Source organism: Parasaccharibacter apium (assembly GCF_002917995.1).
Taxonomy (GTDB): domain Bacteria; phylum Pseudomonadota; class Alphaproteobacteria; order Acetobacterales; family Acetobacteraceae; genus Bombella; species Bombella apis.
The window spans coordinates 246093-268260 of record NZ_LMYH01000012.1; the positions used below are offsets into that span (position 1 = coordinate 246093).

General features: G+C 60.2%; 17 protein-coding genes, 1 tRNA gene and 1 riboswitch. Of the genes, 4 read left to right on the plus strand and 14 right to left on the minus strand.

From position 1 onward, the window contains the following. Positions 1-21: 21 nt before the first annotated feature. From tig to ASO19_RS05820, 3 genes are all read right to left on the minus strand, one after another. The gene (gene tig, locus ASO19_RS05810) at positions 22-1350 is read right to left on the minus strand and encodes a trigger factor (protein WP_103765580.1); all 1329 of its coding nucleotides are present in this window, start codon (positions 1348-1350) and stop codon (positions 22-24) included. Between the two features lie 67 nt (positions 1351-1417). After that, positions 1418-1502, minus strand: a tRNA-Leu gene (locus tag ASO19_RS05815). A gap of 146 nt (positions 1503-1648) precedes the next feature. Next, the gene (locus ASO19_RS05820; RefSeq protein WP_103765581.1) at positions 1649-3127 is read right to left on the minus strand and encodes an NAD(P)H-hydrate dehydratase; all 1479 of its coding nucleotides are present in this window, start codon (positions 3125-3127) and stop codon (positions 1649-1651) included. A gap of 60 nt (positions 3128-3187) precedes the next feature. Here ASO19_RS05820 and ASO19_RS05825 point away from each other — a divergent pair, with 60 nt between their 5' ends. The 3 genes from ASO19_RS05825 (at position 3188) to ASO19_RS05835 (ending at position 7404) form a co-directional block, all read left to right on the plus strand. Then, positions 3188-3631, plus strand: coding sequence for a hypothetical protein (locus tag ASO19_RS05825; RefSeq protein WP_043559900.1), 444 nt, complete (start codon positions 3188-3190; stop codon positions 3629-3631). A 486-nt stretch (positions 3632-4117) separates the two neighbouring features. Continuing rightward, positions 4118-6109 (plus strand): DEAD/DEAH box helicase, encoded by a 1992-nt coding sequence (locus ASO19_RS05830; RefSeq protein ID WP_103765615.1) that lies wholly within the window; start codon positions 4118-4120, stop codon positions 6107-6109. After that, a complete protein-coding gene (locus ASO19_RS05835) occupies positions 6106-7404 on the plus strand; it encodes a class I SAM-dependent RNA methyltransferase (RefSeq protein WP_103765582.1) in 1299 nt (432 codons plus the stop codon). Before ASO19_RS05830 ends, ASO19_RS05835 begins: the two co-directional genes overlap by 4 nt. A gap of 39 nt (positions 7405-7443) precedes the next feature. Here ASO19_RS05835 and ASO19_RS05840 read toward each other — a convergent pair whose 3' ends face one another. The 8 genes from ASO19_RS05840 to ASO19_RS05875 form a co-directional block, all read right to left on the minus strand. Beyond that, entirely contained in the window at positions 7444-7800 is a 357-nt protein-coding gene (locus ASO19_RS05840; RefSeq protein ID WP_043561127.1) for a HesB/IscA family protein, read from the minus strand. Positions 7801-7845: 45 nt separating this feature from the next. Then, positions 7846-8292: an SUF system Fe-S cluster assembly protein gene (locus tag ASO19_RS05845; protein WP_081563230.1), complete on the minus strand. Its 447-nt coding sequence runs from the start codon at positions 8290-8292 to the stop codon at positions 7846-7848. A 7-nt stretch (positions 8293-8299) separates the two neighbouring features. Continuing rightward, the gene (locus tag ASO19_RS05850) at positions 8300-9511 is read right to left on the minus strand and encodes an aminotransferase class V-fold PLP-dependent enzyme (RefSeq protein WP_043559898.1); all 1212 of its coding nucleotides are present in this window, start codon (positions 9509-9511) and stop codon (positions 8300-8302) included. Further along, complete coding sequence (sufD, locus tag ASO19_RS05855) at positions 9504-10703, minus strand: Fe-S cluster assembly protein SufD (RefSeq protein ID WP_086431456.1); 1200 nt, start codon at positions 10701-10703, stop codon at positions 9504-9506. Before sufD ends, ASO19_RS05850 begins: the two co-directional genes overlap by 8 nt. Next, on the minus strand, positions 10700-11470 hold the full coding sequence (gene sufC / locus ASO19_RS05860) for a Fe-S cluster assembly ATPase SufC (protein WP_043559896.1): 771 nt from the start codon (positions 11468-11470) through the stop codon (positions 10700-10702). The genes sufD and sufC overlap by 4 nt, the downstream gene beginning before the upstream one ends. A 3-nt stretch (positions 11471-11473) precedes the next feature. After that, complete coding sequence (gene sufB, locus ASO19_RS05865) at positions 11474-12955, minus strand: Fe-S cluster assembly protein SufB (protein WP_086441718.1); 1482 nt, start codon at positions 12953-12955, stop codon at positions 11474-11476. Continuing rightward, positions 12930-13424: an SUF system Fe-S cluster assembly regulator gene (locus ASO19_RS05870; protein ID WP_081563234.1), complete on the minus strand. Its 495-nt coding sequence runs from the start codon at positions 13422-13424 to the stop codon at positions 12930-12932. The genes sufB and ASO19_RS05870 overlap by 26 nt, the downstream gene beginning before the upstream one ends. 147 nt (positions 13425-13571) lie before the next feature. Then, positions 13572-14828, minus strand: coding sequence for a DUF445 domain-containing protein (locus tag ASO19_RS05875; protein ID WP_103765583.1), 1257 nt, complete (start codon positions 14826-14828; stop codon positions 13572-13574). Positions 14829-15024: 196 nt separating this feature from the next. On the opposite strand from ASO19_RS05875, the gene ASO19_RS05880 reads away from it, so the two are divergent. Beyond that, positions 15025-17817 (plus strand): phosphoenolpyruvate carboxylase, encoded by a 2793-nt coding sequence (locus ASO19_RS05880; RefSeq protein ID WP_103765584.1) that lies wholly within the window; start codon positions 15025-15027, stop codon positions 17815-17817. A gap of 142 nt (positions 17818-17959) precedes the next feature. Here ASO19_RS05880 and ASO19_RS05885 read toward each other — a convergent pair whose 3' ends face one another. The 3 genes from ASO19_RS05885 to rpmB all read right to left on the minus strand — a co-directional run bounded on the left by ASO19_RS05885 (position 17960) and on the right by rpmB (position 22101). Continuing rightward, entirely contained in the window at positions 17960-19291 is a 1332-nt protein-coding gene (locus tag ASO19_RS05885) for a voltage-gated chloride channel family protein (RefSeq protein ID WP_086431459.1), read from the minus strand. Positions 19292-19336: 45 nt separating this feature from the next. Then, positions 19337-19425, minus strand: a riboswitch (Fluoride riboswitch). 105 nt (positions 19426-19530) lie between these two features. Further along, positions 19531-21642 carry an elongation factor G gene (gene fusA / locus ASO19_RS05890; protein ID WP_043559890.1) on the minus strand — a complete coding sequence of 704 codons (2112 nt, stop codon included), beginning with the start codon at positions 21640-21642 and terminating at the stop codon, positions 19531-19533. A gap of 153 nt (positions 21643-21795) precedes the next feature. Continuing rightward, positions 21796-22101, minus strand: a complete 306-nt coding sequence (rpmB, locus tag ASO19_RS05895) for a 50S ribosomal protein L28 (protein WP_043559888.1) — start codon at positions 22099-22101, stop codon at positions 21796-21798. Between the last annotated feature and the right edge of the window lie 67 nt (positions 22102-22168).

Sequence of the window (22168 nt, forward strand, 5' to 3'; positions counted from 1 at the left end):
TTCCTTCCTCAGATGCAGCAATCAGTCAGCATCCGGAATGTTGGCCAGTTCCTCTGCCGTCACTTCCTTGTCGGTCACTTCAGCCAGCTCGATCAGATAATCGACGACCTTATCCTCAAGGATTGGCCCGCGCAGGGTATCGATGGCCTGAGGATTCTTCGTAAAGAACTCGAACACGGCCTGCTCCTGCCCCGGGTACCGGCGAGCCTCCTGCTGCATGGCAGAGAGCAGCTCTTCCTGCGAGACCTGGATGTCCTGCTTGCGGCCAAGCTCGGCCAGAAGCAGACCCAGCTTCACACGGCGCTCGGCAATCCTGCGATAGTCGGCCCGCAGGGTTTCCTCATCCTTGGCAGCATCCTTCTCATCAAGGCTGCCATTCTTGCGCTCAGCCTCGATACGGCTCCAGATCTGGCCGAACTCGGCATCCACCATGCTCTGCGGTGCCTCAAAGTCAACCTTCTCGGACAGGATGTCCAGCAGGTCCCGCTTGATGCGCATACGGGAAAGCTGCTTGTACTCGCCCTCTGCCTGCTCGGCAATCAGCTTGCGCATCTGCTCGACGCTCTCCAGCCCCAGAGACTTGGCAAACTCATCATCAATCGTCGGATTGACCGGCTTCTTCAGCGCATTGGCCTTGATCTCGAATGTAGCTTCCTGACCGGCGAGCTCCTTGGCCTGGTAATTCTCCGGGAAGGTCACCGTGATCGTGCGTTCCTCACCCGGCTTCATGCCTTCCATCTGCTCGGCAAAACCGGGGATGAAACCAGCACCGCCAATCTCGACATTGACATCCTCGGCCGTGCCACCATCAAACGGCACGCCATCCTTCTTGCCAACGAAATTGACGTTCAGCACATCACCCTTGCCAGCCGGACGGTTCTCATCCACCGTCTCGAACTTGCGGTTGCGCTGGGCAACCTCGGCCAGAGCCTTGTCCACAACCTCATCAGCAACCTTGGCACTGTAGCGGGTCAGCTTCGTGCCTGCCATGTCCGGGGTCGGGATTTCCGGCAGGATTTCCATCTCCAGCGTGAATTCGAAGGGCTTGCCCTCAGTTCCACCAGAAACGATCTCAACCTTCGGCTGCATGGCCGGGCGGATGTCACGCTCTTCCAGCAGGGACTTCACGCTCTCCTGCACCAGCTTTTCCGTCACTTCCGCCTGGACGGATTCACCAAAGCGCTGCTTGACGACGGAGGCCGGAACCTTGCCCGGGCGGAAGCCGGGAAGCTTCACATCACGAGCCACTTCAGCCAGACGGGCATCGCAACGGCCCTGCAGGTCAGCAGCGGGAATAACTACGGTGAAGGACCGCTTCAGGCCTTCGGTGAGTGTGGGCGTAACCTGCATGAAACCGCTATTCCTTCTCTATGACAAGGGGATCATCGACATTGTTGTACTCAGGAGGAGACTGCCTTGGTGCGGGCGGAGGGACTTGAACCCCCACAGCTTGCGCCACCAGAACCTAAATCTGGCGTGTCTACCAATTTCACCACGCCCGCATGAACCATACGACCTGTTCTCCAGCATCCGCACCCCCTGACAGGCAGGCACGGACCCTTCATCAGTCTGCGGATTTAGCGCATGAGACAGGCATCGGCAAGGGTTTCTCTTTGCAAAGATGTCATTTCTGCCATGGGCGGTCCTGTTATTCTGCCCTCACGCACACACTGTCCCCTTCAGACCTCTTGGAAGCCGCATACCGGGCTGCCCCCAGCTCTCCAAAAAGGTCTTCCGGTACGATCCAGCCTGCTTTCCTGCGGGCAGCACGCCGTCCTGCCTCACCATGAACCCAGACAGCCGCCGCCGCAGCCTCCCAGGCGGGCAGCCCTGCGGCGAGAAAGGCCCCGACAAGCCCACTCAGCACATCCCCTGCCCCGGCAATGGCCAGAGCTGGCGTGGCGTGGACGTTGATGGACAAACGGCCATCCGGAGCCGCAATGACCGTATCAGCTCCCTTCAGAACAACCACGACACCCAACCGGGCTGCAGCCCGCCGTGCGGCCTCCAGACGGCTCCCCTCCACCTGCCCGAAAAGGCGGGAAAACTCACCCATGTGCGGCGTCATGACGGAAACCCCCTTCAGTCGCTCGGGGTGCCCGGCCGCCCATGACAGCGCACCGGCATCAGCCACGATTGTTCGGCCAGACTTCTGAAGGCATGGCAGTGTCCGCTCCACCTCCTCCGGACACAGGCCGGGGCCACAGACCCAGACGTGCCGGCGCTCATCCTCCAGCGCCTGCTCCATGGGCTGTGCATCCACAATAGCAGCCGGTGAAGCGAGTCGGTACAGCGTGGCAGCCTCGGCTGGCACCGTAAGGCGGACAAGCCCGGCACCGACATGCCGGGCTGCCTCGAACGCAAACAAGGCGGCACCGTGCATGGCAGCACCACCACAGATGCTTACCACGCCCCGTCTGTATTTGTGGTCCCCAGGCCTCTGCGCCGGGAGCCGCCATAAACCCGGTGCATTCTCCCACAGCCGGACACTCTCCATCTGGATCATGGCAGCGGCAGGCGCCGCCAGATCGACGCAGACAACCTCACCACAGAGCGACCGCCCTGGTTCCAGCAGATGGCCCGGCCTTTTGCGGATCAGGGCAATGGTCATCCGGCAGGCTGCCACACGCCCCGAACACGCCCCTGTAGCGCCGTCCAGACCAGATGGAACGTCAATGGCAATGATCTGCCGTGCCGCAGCAAAGAAATCTTCGACACATTCCGGCAGGGACCGGTTCATGCCAGCACCAAATACGGCATCAATCACCAGATCAGCCCGTCGGGCCTCCTCCTGCGTGAAAGCCACTACCGGCCCATGCCAGCGCTTTGCCATCCTGTCAGCCAGACTGTCAGGCTCAGGCGGATGCAGCACCGCCACGGACACAGGCCAGCCACGCTCAGCCAGATGACGGGCCAGCACATGGCCATCGCCCCCATTGTTCCCTGGCCCACAGGCCACCAGAACCCGGCAGGGCCGGACATGCTGGCAGACAGCCCGGGCAGCCATCATGCCAGCTCTCTCCATGATTACAGGCAGAGTCGATGCCATGGCATGATCCATCCGCCGTGTATCCTCAGGAGCCAGAAGAGCCTGCGACAGGGCTTCCTGATACGGAAAACAGGACATAATGGAATCTTCCCTCTATAAGACGTGGCCAATCACTCAGTTACACGTTACGGATTGACCATGACCAGTTCCATTCTCTGGGGGCTCATCCTCGCCCTGCATCTCCTCTGCATCACCTACTGGGTCGGTGGCGCCATCTTCTGCCTCCAGTCCCGCCGCAGCGTCCGCCTGCTGGAAGCACAGCAGGCCAACACGGTTCTGCTTCAGACCTATGGCCGTTATCTCAAGGCGCTCTGCCACGTCGTCCCTGTGGCTGTCCTCAGCGGAATCGCCCTCATCATCCATGCAGGCGCCTATCTGCCTTGGCCGTTCCACCTCATGGCCTTCTGCGGGCTGGTGATGATCGTCATTTTCCTGAGCATGCTTTTCGGCCCACTGCGGGCAGCACGGCGTGCCATCCGCCCTCAGCCGCAGCTTTTCAGCTCCCTGCATCGGCGGGCAGCCCTCATGGCGCTGGCAGGCATCATCGCCATCATCGCCGGTGCTCTTGGTGGCGGCGCCTGACATCCAGCTCTCTTCACCGTGAGCGACCGCCTATTACCTTGCCAAAAACGGCATTTGACGATAACGGATATTAACGAACCGGAGAGGCTGATACCCTTCCTCTCCGGTTGCCTTTCATCTGCCCGACAGGCTGCCGGGCAGCCTGCCCTGTAACAGAAACATTCCGAGAGTCATTTGAGCAGTAAACCATCCTCTGGTCCGTCCAAGACCCGCAGCAGCACCAGCCGCGTGCGGAAAACGTCCACTCCCCGCACGAAGACACCCCGCACCGGGACAGAAACCGGGACGGAACAGCCAGCGGACGATACTGTGCAGGATGACACCACCACTGCCGCCCGCAAGCCAGCCACGCGACGCCGCAGCACGACAGCCGGCACCAGGAAGAAAGCCACGACTCCAGCCGCCACGGTTGCTGATGAGACAGCCCCGGCTGCTGAGGCTGCGGAGCCTGCCGAGAAACCCAAGCGCACGACGCGCCGCCGCAGCGTGAAACCCACGCCAGAAGATGCTCCCTCCCCAGATGAGGCGACAGAAAGCAGCGCCTCCACTCCGGCAAAGAAAACAGTAAAGCGCACCCGCCGCAAGGCTGCCACTGCTGAGGAAGCATCTGCCCCGGCAGACCCCACAGCAGCTGCCGGGAGTGAGGAAGCTCCCCCCGCACGCAAACGCAGGGCGACTACCCGCACCAGAAAAACAGCCGAAACAGAAACTGCCAAAGCCGACGTCCCGGAAAAAAAACCGGCAACGCCTCGCACACGCCGCAAAAAGACGGCCGAAGCCACACCGGCCACGGAAACCGTGGACGACCACGAAGAGTCGGCTACCCCTCCAACACGCCGCCCTTCCACCCGTCGGAAAGCTGCTGAAGAAACGGTCGAAACCACGGCAGGCAGCGCCGCACCAGCCGGAACGGAAGACAAGGCATCCGCCACACCAGCCAAGCCTCGCCGAAAAAGAGCGAAGAAGGCTGAAGCAGAAACGGCTGAGCCGCAGGCAGAAAAACCAGCTGAGGAAACACCCACCGAGACCGGCTCGGAAAGCCGTATCCTCTTCAGCGATCTTGGTCTTTCCGAACCGATCCTCCGGGCCGTGGAGGAAATGGGCTATACTCATCCCACGCCCATCCAGGCACAGGCCGTGCCAGAGATTCTGACCGGGCGTGACGTCCTTGGCGTGGCGCAGACTGGCACCGGCAAGACGGCCTCCTTCACCCTGCCGATGCTGGAGAAGCTCTCCAAATCCCGAGCCCGGGCCAGGATGCCCCGTTCGCTCATTCTGGAACCCACCCGTGAGCTTGCCCTCCAGGTTGCCGAGAACTTCAAGCAGTACGGGGCGCATCTGCGCCTCACCCACGCCCTGCTGATCGGTGGCGGCAAGATGAACGAGCAGAAGGAACTACTCAACCGTGGCGTGGACGTCCTCATCGCCACCCCGGGGCGGCTGCTCGACATGTTCGAACGGGGCGGACTGCTGATGACGCAGACTGACCTTCTCGTCATTGATGAGGCCGACCGTATGCTGGACATGGGCTTCATTCCCGATATTGAGCGCATCGTGAGCCTGCTGCCCAGACGGCGCCAGACCCTTTTCTTCTCCGCCACCATGGCTCCGGAGATCCGCCGTCTGGCCGACAATTTCCTGAACAGTCCCAAGGAAATCACCGTCGCCCGCCAGTCCTCCGTTGCCAGCACCATTACCGAGGGCCTGCTGGTCGTGGAGAAGAAGGACAAGAGCCGTGCCCTCTGCGCCCTGCTGCGGCAGGATGACGTGCAGAACGCCATCATCTTCTGCAACCGCAAGCGTGACGTGGACACACTGGAACGCCATCTGACACGGCAGAAATTCTCTGTCGGCCACCTGCATGGCGACCTGACGCAGGACCTGCGTTTCGAAACCCTTGAGCGCTTCCGCACAGGTGATCTCCAGATTCTCGTCTGCTCCGACGTGGCGGCCCGTGGCATTGACATTGGCGGGCTGTCCCATGTCTTCAACTATGACCTGCCTTTCAATGCGGAAGATTACGTCCACCGTATTGGCCGCACGGGCCGTGCCGGCAAGGAAGGCAAGGCCTACAGTCTGGCCACACCTGATGAGCAGAAGCTGCTCGAGGCCGTCGAGAGCCTGACGGGCAAGACGATCGAGCCGCTGACTGTAAAAGGCTTCCGCCATCTTGAATGGCGTGGAGAGGAGGATGCCTCCCCTGCCTCCGCCAAGGATGAGAGCAAGGGTCAGCAGCGGAATGGCAGAAACAGGAAAACTGCCGAACCGAAGCAGGAAGACCGTCCGGCCCGCAAGAAGCAGCCGGAGCGTGATCCTCTGCCGGAAGCCCGCAAGCATGACCACAAGCGGTCCGGCCGAGCCGAACTGCTGCCGCCCGTACCGGAAAAGAACGGGATGCAGGATGGCTTTGGCGAGAATGTACCTGCTTTCATGAAGGTCAGCTTCCTGCCGGAACCACGTGATCCGTCCGACTCATGATGGAAACATCCACGCAGATTCACGCCACTGTCGAACAGCTCGGCCGTTCGGGAGACGGGATGGTGCGTCATGAGGGGCGGGCCTGGTACATTCCCGGAACCCTGCCGGGCGAGCAACTGCATCTGCGATTCCATGACGGCGAAGCGGAACTTCTGGAGCGGGAAAGCACATCCCCCCATCGGGTAGAAGCGCCCTGCTCCCTGTCCGACCTCTGCGGCGGCTGTGCCCTCCAGCACATGGACCAGACCGCCCTGCTGGAGTGGAAAAAGGATCAGGTCAAGCGTGCCCTGAACAGAAGCGGCTTTACGGACCTGCCAGAACCTGCCCTGTACCAGACGCCCCCTCACAGCCGCCAGCGGCTGGACGTAGCCCTGCAAAGGGTACCGGGGGGCATCATTCTCGGGCTGCATCAACGGGGTGGTGACCCGGTGGACATGACGGAATGTCCCCTCATCCGCCCGGAACTGCTGAAGCTGCTTCCTCCACTCCGTGAGTGCCTCTCCTCCCTTGGTGCCCTGACAGGGCGTGGCAATCTGGCCATCAACCTTCTGGACAGCGGCCCGGACCTGACGCTGGAGACACCCGCTCCCCTGAGTGGTTCTGACAGGGAAAAACTGGCCGCTTTTGCACGGGACCATGGGATTCCACGCATCACATGGCGTCCGGCTCCCGGCAGGGTGATGGAAACGGCTGCACAGACGGGGCCGGTCTTCCATCATTTTGGCGGTGTCAGGGTCTCACCCCCACCAGCCAGTTTCCTTCAGGCCAGTCAGGAAGGTGAGCAGGCCATCCGTGAGGCCGTTCTTGCCGGTCTGCCGCCGCTGAACCGGAAGGACCGGATCATCGAGCTGTATGCTGGATGCGGAACCCTGACCTTCCCGCTGGCCCAGCACGGTTTCGTGCAGGCCTATGAGGGCGACAGGGCGGCTATCGCCTCCCTCCGTGCCGCTACCCATGGCAGCCGTGCAGAAGGCTCCGAGCGGGACCTGAATCGCCAGCCCCTCCTGCCGCCTGAACTGAATCAGGCCCGTGTTGTCGTGCTGGACCCGCCCTATGCTGGCTCAGGCAAGCAGCTGGCCTCCCTTCTGCGCTCCAAAGTGCAGGATGTGGTCTATGTCAGCTGCAATCCAGCTGCGCTGGAAAAAGAACTCCCCGCCCTGAAGCAGGCCGGTTTTGCCGTGCTGTCATGGACCGTGATCGACCAGTTTCTCTGGTCCACGGATGTCGAGACCGTGCTGGTTCTTTCCAGAGATCCGAAACGCATCCGCAAGGCCGAAAAAAAGCGGAAGGGATAACCTCCCTCCCGCTTCATCACGTTGCGCCTGCTTCCACCATCAGACGTGGAAACTCTCCCCGCAGCCACAGCGGCCCTTCTCATTGGGGTTGGTGAAGGTGAAGCCTGATTCCAGCTCCTTCACCTCATAATCCATGACCGTGCCGATCAGGAAGAGCGTCGCCTTGCTGTCCACCAGCAGGGTCAGCCCATGATCCTCGATCCGCTCATCCCCTTTCTGGACTTCCGGCACGAAATTCATCTCGTAAGACATGCCGGAACAGCCACGCTTGCCCACACTGATGCGCAGGAATTTTCCCTTCTCGGCTCCCTCATACAGGGTCTTCAGGCGGGCGGCGGCCCGGTCTGTCATGGTCATCAGGGGCGGCAGGCTGCGTTTGGGGGCAGTATCTGTCATGAGGGTACCCTCCCGATCTTCAGTTTCCAGCGTGTTCATTCAGGATCAGAACATGTTCAGGGCAAGACGGGCATTGTCGCTCATCCGGCTCATGTCCCACGGCGGATCCCAGACCACCTTGACGGTCACTTCCCGCACGGTCGGAACGGACAGCACGGCATAGCGCACCATCTGGGGCAGCTCCTGCGCACTCGGGCAGTTCGGGGCCGTGAGGGACATCTCAATATCCACACGCCCGTCATCATGCAGGTCGATGGCGTAAATCAGCCCCAGCTCGTAGACGTTGACCGGAATCTCCGGGTCAAAGACGGTCTCGATGGCGGCGATGACCTCATCCTGCTGTGGCGGCGCATCCACGGGGGGAGGAACAAGCTCCTCCTGCCCCGCATAGGCCTGCTCCCGTGTCGGAACAGACGGCCCGGCGGGAACGTTCTCTTCCACAGCGGAAGAAACCGCCTCATCTCTGCTCTTCAGCTCGTCTGTTTCTGTCATGACATCCTCACGCAAGTAAGGCACGCGCACGCTCAATGCCGTGGGCCAGAGCGTCTATCTCGTCACGTGTCGTATAAATGGCAAAACTGGCTCTGGCGGTTGCCTGCACGCCCAGCTCCTGCATCAGCGGTTCAGCACAATGCTGCCCGGCCCGGATGGCAATGCCCTGCTGATCCAGCAGCACGGCAAGATCATGCGGGTGTGCCCCCTCCACCTGAAGTGAGAAGACACCGCCCCGCTCCACCGGGTTTCCCATGATGCTCACACCATCCGTCTTTTCAAGCACCTTCTGGGCATAAGAGACCAGATCACGCTCATGTGCTTCAATCACGTCTGCCCCCAGCTCCTCCACGAAACGGATGGCGGCTCCCAGACCCAGCACTTCCAGAATGGCGGGCGTGCCAGCCTCGAATTTGTGCGGCGCATCGGCCCAGCTTGCCTTCTCGAACGAGACGGAGCGGATCATGTCCCCTCCACCCAGAAAAGGCGGCATCTCCTCCAGCAGGGGCAGCCTGCCCCAGAGGATGCCGACACCCGTAGGCCCATAAAGCTTGTGGCCGGTAAAGACGAAGAAATCCGCCCCCAGAGCCTGCACGTCCACCCTGCGGTGGACGATGGACTGGGAGCCATCCACGATGACTTTCGCCCCGTGCCTGTGGGCCAGCTCCGCCAGCTTTTTCACAGGCGTGATGGTCCCCAGCACGTTGGACATGTGCGTGACGGAAACCAGCGCAACACGGCCATCACCCAGCAGCTCTTCATAAGCGGCAAGATCGATGTCCCCATCCGCATTGATGGGGGCCACACGCAGCTCGATGCCCAGCCTGTCCCGCAGCATGAGCCACGGCACGATGTTGGCATGGTGCTCCAGAGCGGAGATCAGCACGGCCTGACCGGGCCTAAGCTGGCTGCCCAGCGAATGGGCCAGCAGATTGAGGCCCTCCGTGCTGTTCTTGGTAAACACGATCTCCCGCCGGTCCGCCGCATTGAGGAACCGGGCCACATCATCACGCACGGCTTCATAAGCCTGCGTGGTTCGCTCGCTCATGTCATACAGACCACGATGGATATTGGCGTAACAGTGCCGTGCCGCTTCGCTCATCGCCTCGATGACACAGTCCGGCTTCTGGGCAGAGGCTGCGCTGTCCAGAAAGACCAGCGGACGGCCATGAGCCGTTTCGGACAGGATGGGGAAGCGGGCACGCACGTTATCAGACATGGCCGGGCAACGCTTTCAGCAAATAGTCCCGCAGGCTTTCATGCTCCACCAGTTCCACCGTTTCCAGAAGGAAGGCCTGAACCAGCATGTCACGGGCCTGCTCCTCCTGGACCCCACGGGAACGGAGATAGAAAAGCTGGTCCTCATCCAGCGCACCGACGGTCGCACCGTGGCTGCACTTGACGTCATCAGCGTAAATCTCAAGCTCCGGCTTGCTGTTCATCTGTGCCTTTTCGGACAGGAGCAGGGCCTGGTTCATCTGGTAGCCATCAGTCTTCTGGGCGATCCGGTCCACCAGAATCTTCCCCTGGAAGACACCCTGTCCGTTTTCCGACAGCACGCTCCGCACCGTCTGGCGGGACGTGCAGTCCGGTGACGCATGATGGATCATGGAAGACAGGTCATTCAGCCGGGCACCATCGACAAGCTGGATCGCATTGACGTTCGTGTTGCTGAACGGGCCAGACAGCTGGGTGACGACTTCCTGACGGGCCAGCACGCCCCCCTGATTGAGCGTGAAGCTGTCATAATTGCCACGCTCACCCACACGGGCCCCGACAATGGCCAGACGGGCGGCCTCATGGCTTTCAGCCTGCTGCGTGATGTGGCTGAGATGCGCCTTGTCCGCACAATGGACATCCACCTGCGGATTGGTCAGATACTGCCCCGTGCCAAGCTGGACATCCAGCAGGGTCAGCTGCGCCCCCTCATCCAGCGTGACACTGTGATGAAGATGGGTGGACACGCCATCCCCTTCCGTCAGGCTGACCATGACGATCAGCCCGGCATCCGTCCCGGCCGGAACATGAAGCCGTGCCCCCGGCTGACGGAGGGCCGCATTCAGACCGGCAGAGAAACGCCCCGCCAGCAGCGGCTGCACGGCAGAACCGTCACCATATTCCTGCACGTCCATGCAGTCTGGCAGGTGGGACAGCTCCTTGCAGAAACGGCCATTGGCAAAGACCAGCAGGCCATCATGCTCTGGCAGGTTCAGGCCTTCCACACGCTGCTTCACGGTGGCGGCTTCAAGGGCTGGAGCCTCCTGCCAGGCAATCCCGTTCAGGGACTGGAGTGGCGTGTAATGCCATGCCTCCACCCGACGTGTTGGCAGCCCTTCCGCTCCCAGCAGGGCTGCACGCTCTCCGGCACGCCCCGTCAGGGCCTGCCAGGCTGCTGCACTGTTCTCACTCACGCTGCCGCCTCAAGAAACTGTTTGTAGCCCTGTTTTTCCAGCAGTGTTGCCACTTCCGGGCCGCCACTATGGATGATGCGTCCGTGCGCCATGACATGCACACGGTCCGGCACGATATATTCCAGCAGACGCTGGTGATGGGTAATCACCAGTGATGAGAAGTCCGGCCCACGCAGGGAGTTCACACCCTCCGCCACGATACGCAGCGCATCGATGTCCAGCCCGCTGTCCGTCTCGTCCAGAATGGCCAGAGAAGGCTTGAGCAGGCGCATCTGGAGCACCTCGTTGCGCTTCTTCTCACCACCGGAGAAGCCGACATTCACGGCCCGCTTGAGCATCTCGCCGGACATGGAAAGGCGGCTGGTTTCCTCCCGTGCCAGCTTGAGGAAGGACACGGCATCCAGCTCCTCCTCACCACGGGCCTTGCGCACGGCGTTTACTGCCGTCCGCAGGAAGTTGGCGTTGTTGACACCGGGCAGTTCCACCGGGGACTGGAAGGCCAGAAACACACCCAGTGCCGCGCGTTCTTCCGGCTCCAGCTCCAGCAGGTCCTGCCCCTTGAAATGGGCGGAACCACCTGTCACCTCGTAATCCTCACGCCCCGCCAGAACATAGGAGAGCGTGGACTTGCCAGAGCCGTTCGGCCCCATGATGGCGTGAACCTCTCCCTTGGGGATCGTGAGGTCCAGACCCTTCAGAATTTCCTTGGGGGTGCCGTCAGCATCGATCTGGGCCTTCAGCCCCTCAATCTTCAGAAAATCACTCATAGCTCAACCAACGCTCCCTTCCAGGCTGATCTGAAGCAGCTTCTGTGCTTCCACAGCAAATTCCATCGGAAGTTCCTTGAGGACTTCCCGGCAGAAACCGTTCACGATCAGGCCAACGGCTTCTTCTTCTGAAAAACCACGGGACCGGCAGTAGAAGAGCTGGTCCTCGGAAATCTTGGATGTCGTCGCCTCATGCTCGATGCGCGCACTCATGTTGCGGCTCTCGATGTAAGGCACTGTATGGGCACCGCACTGGTCACCGATCAGCAGGCTGTCACACTGCGTGAAGTTCCGACCGTTGCGAGCCTTGGGCTGCATCCGGACAAGCCCACGATAGGTGCTGTCCGACTGTCCGGCGGATATGGTCTTCGCCACGATGGTGGACCGTGTATCCGGGGCGAGATGGATCATCTTCGTACCCGTATCGGCCTGCTGATGTCCGTTCGTCACCGCAACGGAATAGAACTCACCAACAGAACCCTTCCCCGCCAGAATGCAGGACGGATACTTCCACGTGATGGCAGAGCCGGTTTCGACCTGTGTCCATGAGATGCGGGCACGATCACCTTTGCAGATGCCCCGCTTGGTCACGAAGTTGTAGATGCCGCCCTTGCCGTTCTCATCCCCCGGGTACCAGTTCTGCACCGTGGAATATTTGATGAAGGCATCTTCCATCGCCACCAGCTCGACCACGGCGGCATGAAGCTGGTTCTCATCACGCTGCGGGGCCGTGCAGCCTTCCAGATAGGAAACAGTGGCCTGGTCCTCGGCAATGATCAGCGTCCGCTCAAACTGCCCCGTATTGCGGGCATTGATGCGGAAATAGGTGGACAGCTCCATCGGGCAACGCACCCCCTTGGGCACGTACACGAAGGAACCATCGGTAAAGACGGCCGAGTTCAGGGCCGAGAAGAAATTGTCCGCCACTGGCACGACCGTGCCCAGGTATTTCTTCACCAGCTCGGGATGCTCGATGATGGCTTCGGAAATCGGGCAGAAAATCACCCCGGCCTCGGCCAGGGTCTTGCGGAAGGTCGTGGCCACGGACACGCTGTCAAACACCGCATCAACAGCAACGGGTGTCTTCTGCCCTGCCCCTTCCACGCCGGCCAGCATTTCCTGCTCATGCAGGGGGATGCCGAGCTTCTCATATGTCCTGAGCAGTTCGGGATCGACCTCATCAAGGCTCTTCGGGCCTGATTTCTTCTTCGGCTGGGCGAAGTAATGGGCGTCCTGATAGTCGATCGGCGGATGCTTGATCTTCGCCCAGTCCGGTTCGCTCATGTCCTGCCAGGCACGGAAGGCCTTCAGCCGCCAGTCCAGCATCCACTGCGGCTCTTTCTTGCGGGCAGAAATCAGCCGGACGATGTCCTCATTCAGCCCCTTCGGGGCGAGGTCCATCTCCACATTGGTCTCAAAGCCCCATTCGTAATTGGACTTTGCCAGTTTCTCGACCGCTTCACGGGTTTCTGACACAGCCGGCATGACATTCTCCCTGTTCCTCAGGCCTATGCATTGTCGCTTCCACCGATGTGGCAGAGGACGGATCGAATTTCAGATCGGGGTTGGCCATATCGGCCAGAGTGATGGTCTCCAGGGCCTGCCGGACCGCTGCATTGACCATATCCCACTGCCCGGACAGACCGCAGGTCTCACCATGTGCACATTCCTTGCCATCACAGCAGGCTGTCACGCAGATGGGACCATCCACCACGCTGATGACCCGGGCCACGGAGATGTCGGCCAGCTCCTCGGCCAAGCGATAGCCGCCCCGGGCACCACGGAAAGAGACAACCAGCCCACCTGCTGCCAGCCCTTTCAACAGTTTGGCAACTGTTGGCTCTGGCACCCCCGTCTCCTGCGCCAAAGACGCTGCCGTGGCCAGATCACCACGCACACCAAGACGCACGAGAACAACGGTCGCATAATCAGCCAGTTTGGACAGTCTCAGCACAATGAAAAACCTACATCCTATATCAATGATTCTCTATTTAAGACCCAATAGGTCCCCATTCAAGGGAGTGACCCATATTTTCCCGATGGTCAAGCCTTATGTGCCGCCAGGATAAAGCGTTTTTCATATTTTGTTAAAAATACCCAATCACGGAACAAGACAGACAAGCAGCCCCTCCAGCACGGCACCTATCACAAAGCCGACGACAGTGCCATTGACACGAATATAGGCCAGATCTTTCCCGATACCAGCCTCCAGCCGGGCTGACAGGCTCCTGGCATCCCAGCGTCCGATAACACGGGCAATCATCCCCGCTACATTCTTCCGCATCTGCGGCAGGGATTTCACGATAGCCTGCCGGACCGCCCTGTCCAGCTGGCTGGCCAGGTCTGTCCTTTGCAGGAGCGTCCCCGTCAGCTGCTGGTAGGCGGTCCGCAGTGCCTGCGTACTCAACCCATCATCCCGCCGACTATCTTCCTCCACCATCAGGCAGAGCCGCCGCCACAAACCGCCACCCCATTCCTTCACACTCTCGTGTGCGAAAAAAGACGTGATGCTGCCCATGAGCTGACGGGCGCTCTCCGGGTCATCGTCCAGATCCTGGATTTTCCGTTTTACCCAGCGTGTAAACCCATGCCGGATATCGGAATCCATGGGGTCCACCCGGCCCAGCTCCGCCTTCAGGGCTGTCAGCACCTGCGTGGCCACCGAGGCCCCGATGGCCCAGCCAACCAGCCGCCCCCCCTGCTCACGCACCCGCCTCTCCACAAACCGGTGCAGGTCATCCTCCTTCGTGCTGACCAACTCCTTGAACTGCGCCAGAAAGAAAGAAAAGACTTCCTGATGGATATCCTCATCCACCATGGCTCTCAGGGCACGGATGACAAGTGCCGTAACGTCATCCCTTTTCATTAGGGTCGGAAAGAGGGTGACCAGAAAAGAGCCTCCCCGTCCATCCCCGATGCGCTCCAACACCGCCGGGGCCAGACCACGAAGGTGACGCAGCAGAACCTCTTCCGTCTCCTTTTTCTGAAGAAGACGGGCCAAGGCCGCTGGCAGATCGGCACCTTCCAGCAGGCGCAGCATTTCTTCTTCTGTCAGGAAATGCTCAGCCATGAAACGGCCCAGCGCATCCCCCAGCTGGGCCTTTCTCTGTGGCAGGATGGCCGTATGCGGTATGGGAAGCCCAAGAGGATGCCGGAACAGGGCCGTAACGGCAAACCAGTCTGCAAGCCCCCCCACGACACCCGCCTGGCTGCCAGCCCGCAGCATTTCCAACCAGAGTGAGGGGCCAAACAGCTTCTGCCAGACGCTCAGACGGCTGATGACAGCCAGCACGGACGTCCCCACCAGCAACAGGCCTGCCCAGAGAGAGACCCCGTTTTTCCTCACCGGAAGAAACATGACGATGGACTGCCCTCCTGCATGACCGTTGGTTGCCGCCCTCCTGCCAACTTCAGGCAGGCCGAACAGAAAGCACTTCTTATTAACAAGACTTGGCGCTTTATCACAATTGAGCCTATACAGGAACGATCACGCCGGCGATGGAGCCACACCGTTCCCGGCCCATATGAGACCAAGACAAGCGAGACTGTTCCCCATGCCAGATTGCGCCTCCCAGACTGACGCATCGCCTGCTGAACTGATTGAATCCTGCACCACTGCGCTGACATACTCTCCGCATGATTTTTCCAACCTGATCATTTCCCTTGCGAAAAAGGCAGGTACGGAAAATGGTCTGGAAGCAATCGGTCAGACCGTACGTCTGTTACGGGACCGCAACTTCATGACCCGGGCCGACGCCCTGCGCCGGTATGTGGGGCTGGAGCATGACGGAGCCGAATGCCCGCCGGAGCCCCGGCTGCGCAAGGTCGCCGAGCAGCTTGTCGCACAGGCACGGACACCGGATGACCTCTCCGTCACCGGTTTTGCTGCTGTCTTCACCGCTCATCCCACCTTCGCTCTGGCCAATGATGTGTACGAACTTCTGGCCCGCCGGGCGGAGGATCCGTCCTGCCCTGTTCCCACCCTGCCGACGCATCGCCGCAGTGCGCCTCCAACACTGGATGAAGAACAGTCTCTTGCCCTGGCTGCCATCACCCGTGGGCGGGATGCGCTGGACAGCCTTACCATGGAGATCCTCCAGACAGCCCGTCGCCGCTGGCCTGAAGCCAACGAGCTGACCCCTGCCCCTGTCCGGCTGGCCAGCTGGGTCGGGTTCGATACGGATGGCCGCAATGACATTGGCTGGTGGGACACCATCCGCATCCGTCTTGGCCTCAAGATTGCCCAGCTGGAACGTCTGCTTGAAGGACTGGAACAGATCGGGCTGAAAGAAGGTGTGCTGAGCCGGCGTGTGGCCGAAGCCCTTGCCGCCACGCAAAAGCAGCGTGACATCTGCCCCCGCTCTGTCCCCGGCCAGACTATGAAACCGGAAGACATCGCCCGCTTCGCCCATGTCCTCATCGACCTGCGGGAAACGGCCCTGCTCAATGCTGATGAGCTACGCCCTCTCTTCCGTGAGGAGGCAGCCCGGCTGGATGGTGAAAAAGCCCATCGGCTGGATGTCATGCGTACGGGGTTCCTCAATCACGGGCTTGGACTGTCCCACATCCATACCCGCCTCAATGCAGCCCAGATTTACAACGTGGCCCGTACAAGGCTGGGCCTGACAGATGATCCGACCCTGCCTTTCCATCGTCGGGCGCTTCTCTCCCATATTGATGCCGCCATGGATGACCTCAAGCCGCTGGCCATCGATTTCGGGGCCCTGCTGGTAGAGCCCAGTGCCGCCTCACGCCTGATGATGACGATGGCGCAAATCCTCAAACATGTGGATTCCGGCTCCCCCATCCGCTTCCTGATTGCCGAGACGGAAAGCGGCTACACCCTGCTGGCCACGCTGTGGCTGGCCCGGCTCTTTGGCATCCGTGATGACCAGATCGAGATTTCCCCACTCTTCGAAACGGAAACGGCTCTGGAGAACGGTGCCGAGATTCTGGAGGAAGCCTTCCGCTCACCACACTGGCGGGCCTATCTCCGGGCCAATGGGCGCCTGTCCCTCCAGTTCGGTTATTCGGATTCCGGGCGTTATGTCGGCCAGCTGGCGGCCGGCCCCATGGTGGAACGCCTGCGCCTGCGGACACTGGAGCTGATGAAAGAACATGGGCTGGAAGACATCGCCCTGACCATGTTCGATACCCATGGTGAAAGCATTGGCCGCGGTGCCCATCCTTTCAGCCTGAAAGAGCGTCTGGAATATTTCTCTCCGGCCAACACAAGGCAGGCGCTGCACAAGGCGGGCATTACAAGCCGGGTTGAAGCTGCGTTTCAGGGAGGGGACGGCTACCTCGCCTTCGGTACGGACAGGCTGGCGGCCTCCACCATTGCAACGCTGGCTGAATTCGTGGCAGCCCAGGGCGAGCCCATTGCGGCTGACAAGCTGAATGATCCACTTTTCAGCAAACCCGATTTCGCCATGGACTTCTTCTCCACCATCGCCCTGAAGATGGGTGACCTGGTGAACGACCCGGGCTATACCGCCCTCCTCAGCGCCTTCGGCCCTGCGCTGGTGGACAAGACCGGCTCCCGCCCCTCTGCACGTCAGTCCGATACAGCACGGGTAACACGCATAACCCATCCAAGCCAGATCCGGGCCATCCCCAACAATGCCATTCTCCAGCAGCTGGGCTGGTGGGCCAATGTCCTGCATGGTCTCGGCAGTGCTGCCCGCCGCCATACAGAGCAGTTTGAACGGTTGCGTCACAGCTCGCCCCGCTTCCGCCAGCTTATGGATTTTGCCTCCCAGGCTCTGAACCATTCAGACCTTGATGTCCTCCGGGCCACCATCCATCAGCTGGACCCCGGCACATGGCTGAACCGGGCTGCGGACTGCGACAATGCTGATGATCGGGTCCATTTCCTCAACATTGCCCGTGACCTTGAGGAGCTGGAATTCTGGAAGAGCGTCCCGGCCCTGTTCCGGCGCATCCAGAGGGAAGATATCGCCCTGCGCTCTGCATGGCCTGAAGCCCCTCGCATGGATGTGGATGAAAAGCTCCTGCACGTCATCCGCTTTGCTCTGATGGACCGCATCTGGACCCTGGGAACACACATCCCCTATTTCGGTCCCCGTGGTACTCTGACACGGGAAGCCATCACGACACTCATCCTGTGTCTTGATGTGCCACGGGCTCTCCGCCTGCTGGATGACCTCTTCCCCATCACGGCCCCCAGCATTGCCGATCTCGATTTCGGTGAACCGGGTGGCGCTGGTGTGGCACAGGGCTTTGCCCGTGAGCATCGGGAGATATTCCAGCCACTGCAAAACGCCTTCGACCTGCTCCGGGAGGTCGGCGTGGCCATCATGCACGCCAATCACTGCTTCGGCTGACATTCCTCCATCAGGCGAAACACGACCATGAAAAAGGGCCTCCTTCCCAGTGGAAAGAGGCCCTTTTTCTATCCTCACAGACTTGCAAAACGGAGACGATCCACACTCTTCCCACGTTCCTCTCCATCCATTCTGGAAACGTTCAGTCTTCTGTCCAGATACCTTCCCTCGTACGGCGCAGCGCTATACCAGGGACAAAATCAGGTCGCCATATTTTGGGCACCCCCACTTTCTGGGACAGGTAAATCCCCGTATGCCCTGAGCAGAGATAGGCGATGAAACAGCCCGTGGCGTAATAGACAATGTTCGTCCCACCAAACAGCTCCACCCCCATGACCGTACAGGCCAGAGGCGTATTGACGGCTCCACCGAACACGGCCACCATCCCCACACCGGCCAGAAGATCACCAGGCACACCGAGCACCGGTGCAAGGGCATTTCCCAGTCCAGCTCCTACAAAGAACAGAGGCGTAACCTCTCCTCCCTTGTAGCCTGTGGCAAGAGCCAGGACTGTGAAAACCAGCTTCAGCAGCCAGCTCCACTCATAATGGGTCGTGCTGAAAAAGTTGACGATGGACGCTCCGCCCGCCTCCGGTGCCACGACACCAAGGCCCAGATAATCCCGTGTTCCCAGCAGCCAGACCAGCAGAATGGTCACGACACCGCCAATGGCTGGCTGCAACCAGGGTGTCGGACAGATTTTCTTGATGACCGGACCAAGCCTGTACACACCCTCTGCAAAGGCACGGCTGGCAAACCCGAAAGCCACAGCCGCCACAGCAACCTTTACCCACAGCAGGGCATCAACATGGAAAGGCGTCTGCCCTGGAGCTGCCAATCCCCTGAATGTAACGGGATAGACCGCATGATGTATCCCCCATTGATGGCATGTCCAGTCCGCAATGATGGACGTAACAGCCACAGGCAGCAGAGCAGAATAATCCAACGTACCAAGGGTCAGGACCTCCAGACCAAAGATCGCCCCCGTGATGGGCGTACCATACACGGCGCCAAGGCCGGAGGCTACACCAGCTGTCAGCAGAATGCTCGTGTTGCGGCTGTCCAGCCGGAACAGTCGGGCAAAACTGCTGGCCAGACTTCCACCCATCTGCACGGCAGTGCCTTCACGCCCCACGGATGCCCCAAAAAGGTGACTGACCACTGTCCCGATGAACACAAGCGGGGCCATGCGCAGCGGTACCCCTTCCGAAGGTTTGTGGATTTCATCAAGGATGAGATTATTACCGCCTCCTGCACGACCGCCCCACCAGTAATAGGACAGGGCCACGGCCACACCGGCGACAGGCAATCCATAGAGAATGTCAGGATGGTCAAACCGGTATTGCGTCACCCATTCCAGCATCCAGAGGAAAAGAGCGCAAAAACTGCCCACCACAACTGCCAGCGGTACCAGTACACAGAACCACTGAAACAGACGGGACAAAAAAGAAACGCTTTTCTGGAAAAACAACATGACAAATTCCCCCTAACGCACCCTCACCGATCACTGCGAGGAATTCTGTTGGCAGGAATCATCAGCCTTCCCCGGCAACCGGGTGGCGGTTCGGCCCACAAGGAACCCGGTGGCAATCCATCACCGTTCCCTCTCAAAAACACGATCCCATAATACCTGTCAAGCAGACGCAAAAAGAAAACCCCCCGCCAGCACGCTGGCGGAGGGCCTCCCTCACAGAACAGTCAGCAGGGAACGTATCAGCTACGCTCTGCGATGATCTCATCCTGCACGTTACGAGGCACCGGCTCGTAGTGGTGGAACTGCATGGTGAAGGACGCACGGCCCTTCGTGGCAGAGCGCAGATGGGAAATGTACCCGAACATTTCCTTCAGCGGCACCTGGGAGCGGATCAGAACCGTGGAACCCGAGGTCTCCTGGTTCTGGATGATGCCACGACGACGGTTGAGGTCACCCACCACGTCACCGACGTGATCGTTCGGCGTGGTGATCTCCACATCCATGATCGGCTCCAGAATGACCGGACCGGCCTTCTTCATACCTTCACGGAAGCAGGCCTTGGCAGCGATTTCGAAGGCCAGAGCCGAAGAGTCAACGTCGTGGTACTTACCGTCTTCCAGAGTGAACTTGAAGCCCACCGTATCGAAGCCAGCCAGCACACCCGTCGTGGACTGCATGCGCACGCCCTTTTCGACAGCCGGGATATATTCCTTCGGCACGGCACCACCGACGATCTTGTTCTCGAACAGAATCTCCTCGGCACCCTTCTCCGTCAGCGGCTCGAAGGTGATCTTCACCTCAGCGAACTGACCGGAACCACCGGACTGCTTCTTGTGGGTGTAGGTCTCGGTGTGGGACTGGGTAATCGTCTCACGGTAAGCAACCTGCGGGGCACCGATGTTGGCATCAACGCCATATTCACGGCGCAGACGGTCCACGATGATGTCCAGATGCAGCTCACCCATACCGGAAAGAATGGTCTGACCCGTTTCCTGGTCTGTCCGCAGATGCAGGGACGGATCTTCGGCTGTCAGCTTCTGGAGAGCCAGCGTCATCTTCTCGACGGCGTCCTTGGTCTTCGGCTCGACAGAAATGTCGATCACCGGAACCGGGAACTGCATGCGCTCCAGAATGACCGGATCAGCTGCATCGGCCAGCGTGTCACCTGTCACGGTATCTTTCAGACCAACGAAGGCAGCAATGTCACCAGCACCAACAGACTTCACTTCCTGACGCTTGTCAGCGTGCATCTGGAACATGCGGCCAACGCGTTCCTTCGTGCCCTTGGTGGTATTCAATACGGTGTCACCCGTGTTCAGCACGCCACGATAGACACGGACGAAGGTTAGTGTACCGTACTTGTCGGAGATGATCTTGAAGGCCAGACCAGCAAATTTACCTTCCGGGTCCACCGGGATGATCGGCAGGAAGCTCTCGTCAACTTCCTTGTCTTCCGGCGGAGCAATACGGATGCCCTCGACTTCGTCCGGTGCTGGCAGATAATCAACCACGGCATCCAGAAGCGGCTGCACACCCTTGTTCTTGAAGGCCGTACCGCACAGCACAGGACGGAACTCACCAGCGATGGTGCCCTTCTTGATACAGCGTTTCAGGGTTGCGACATCCACCTCACCCTTCTCGAAATACTCTTCCATGGCGGCGGTATCGACGCTCAGGGCGGTATCGAGCAGGTTCTGGCGGGCTTCCTCGGCACGCTCCTTCATGTCGGCCGGAATCTCTTCATAGTGGAACTTGGCGCCCAGCTCACCGCCTTCCCAGACGATGGCACGCATTTCCACCAGGTCCACCACACCGACCATGTTCTCTTCAGAGCCGATCGGCAGCTGAAGCGGAATGGCCACGATGTCCAGCTTCTCCTTCAGTGTGCTGAAGGCGTAGTCGAAGTCGGCACCGGTACGGTCCAGCTTGTTGATGAAGATGATGCGGGGCACGTTGTAGCGGTCAGCCAGACGCCAGTTGGTCTCGGACTGCGGCTGCACGCCAGCCACACCTTCAATCACGAAGATGGCGCCATCGAGCACACGGAGGGAACGGTTCACCTCGATGTTGAAGTCGATATGGCCAGGGGTGTCGATGATGTTGATGCGGTGGCCGTCCCACTCGCAGGTCACGGCAGCAGACGTGATGGTGATGCCGCGCTCACGCTCCTGCTCCATGTAGTCGGTTGTGGTGTTCCCGTCATGCACTTCACCGATACGATGGGACATACCGGTGTAATAGAGCATACGCTCTGTTGTTGTCGTCTTACCGGCATCAATGTGAGCGGTAATACCGATGTTGCGAATCTTTGAGAGAGCGGACTTCGCGCCCTGAACGCTGTCGTCGGTCACGGGAAACCTCCAAAATGCAAGGAAAGGTGCCACCGCCTGCGCCGGGGCACCCTCATCAGGCCCTGTATGAATACCAGAAAAACAGACTACCCCGGCAGAGCCACCCCGGAACAGCCGCCCGTCCTGTGGAGAGAACGGGCTTCAGCTGCCTGATCAGGCAGCTGACTGGGCAGCCTTGCGCTCCTGCACACGCAGGATGCGACGCTTGATGACCAGAGCTTCTGGCGTCAGTTTCCGGTTCGGTGTGCCCAGCAGGAAGGAATCAAGCCCGCCATTATGCTCGACCGTACGGATCCCCTTGGCGGAAAGGCGCATACGCACCGGAGCCTCGAGAATATCGGACAGGAGCGTGGCTTCCTGAAGATTCGGCAGGAAACGGCGACGGGACTTGTTGTTGGCGTGGCTGACGTTATTGCCCGTCAGTACCCCTTTGCCCGTGACATGGCAACGGCGAGACATAGAACTTCCTCGATACTGTGATACGCAGGGCCGCAAGGCAGACCTGCATGTTCCGTAAATAAGGCGG

Excerpts from the sequence above, each read along its gene's own strand:
- ASO19_RS05885 (WP_086431459.1), bottom strand. The coding sequence starts at position 19,291 with ATGTTGTTTTTCCAGAAAAGCGTTTCTTTTTTGTCCCGTCTGTTTCAG.
- ASO19_RS05820 (WP_103765581.1), bottom strand. The coding sequence starts at position 3,127 with ATGTCCTGTTTTCCGTATCAGGAAGCCCTGTCGCAGGCTCTTCTGGCT.
- ASO19_RS05825 (WP_043559900.1), top strand. The coding sequence starts at position 3,188 with ATGACCAGTTCCATTCTCTGGGGGCTCATCCTCGCCCTGCATCTCCTC.
- ASO19_RS05875 (WP_103765583.1), bottom strand. The coding sequence starts at position 14,828 with ATGTTTCTTCCGGTGAGGAAAAACGGGGTCTCTCTCTGGGCAGGCCTG.
- sufB (WP_086441718.1), bottom strand. The coding sequence starts at position 12,955 with ATGCCGGCTGTGTCAGAAACCCGTGAAGCGGTCGAGAAACTGGCAAAG.
- ASO19_RS05850 (WP_043559898.1), bottom strand. The coding sequence starts at position 9,511 with ATGTCTGATAACGTGCGTGCCCGCTTCCCCATCCTGTCCGAAACGGCT.
- ASO19_RS05880 (WP_103765584.1), top strand. The coding sequence starts at position 15,025 with ATGCCAGATTGCGCCTCCCAGACTGACGCATCGCCTGCTGAACTGATT.
- ASO19_RS05845 (WP_081563230.1), bottom strand. The coding sequence starts at position 8,292 with ATGACAGAAACAGACGAGCTGAAGAGCAGAGATGAGGCGGTTTCTTCC.
- tig (WP_103765580.1), bottom strand. The coding sequence starts at position 1,350 with ATGCAGGTTACGCCCACACTCACCGAAGGCCTGAAGCGGTCCTTCACC.
- rpmB (WP_043559888.1), bottom strand. The coding sequence starts at position 22,101 with ATGTCTCGCCGTTGCCATGTCACGGGCAAAGGGGTACTGACGGGCAAT.
- sufC (WP_043559896.1), bottom strand. The coding sequence starts at position 11,470 with ATGAGTGATTTTCTGAAGATTGAGGGGCTGAAGGCCCAGATCGATGCT.
- ASO19_RS05840 (WP_043561127.1), bottom strand. The coding sequence starts at position 7,800 with ATGACAGATACTGCCCCCAAACGCAGCCTGCCGCCCCTGATGACCATG.
- ASO19_RS05835 (WP_103765582.1), top strand. The coding sequence starts at position 6,106 with ATGATGGAAACATCCACGCAGATTCACGCCACTGTCGAACAGCTCGGC.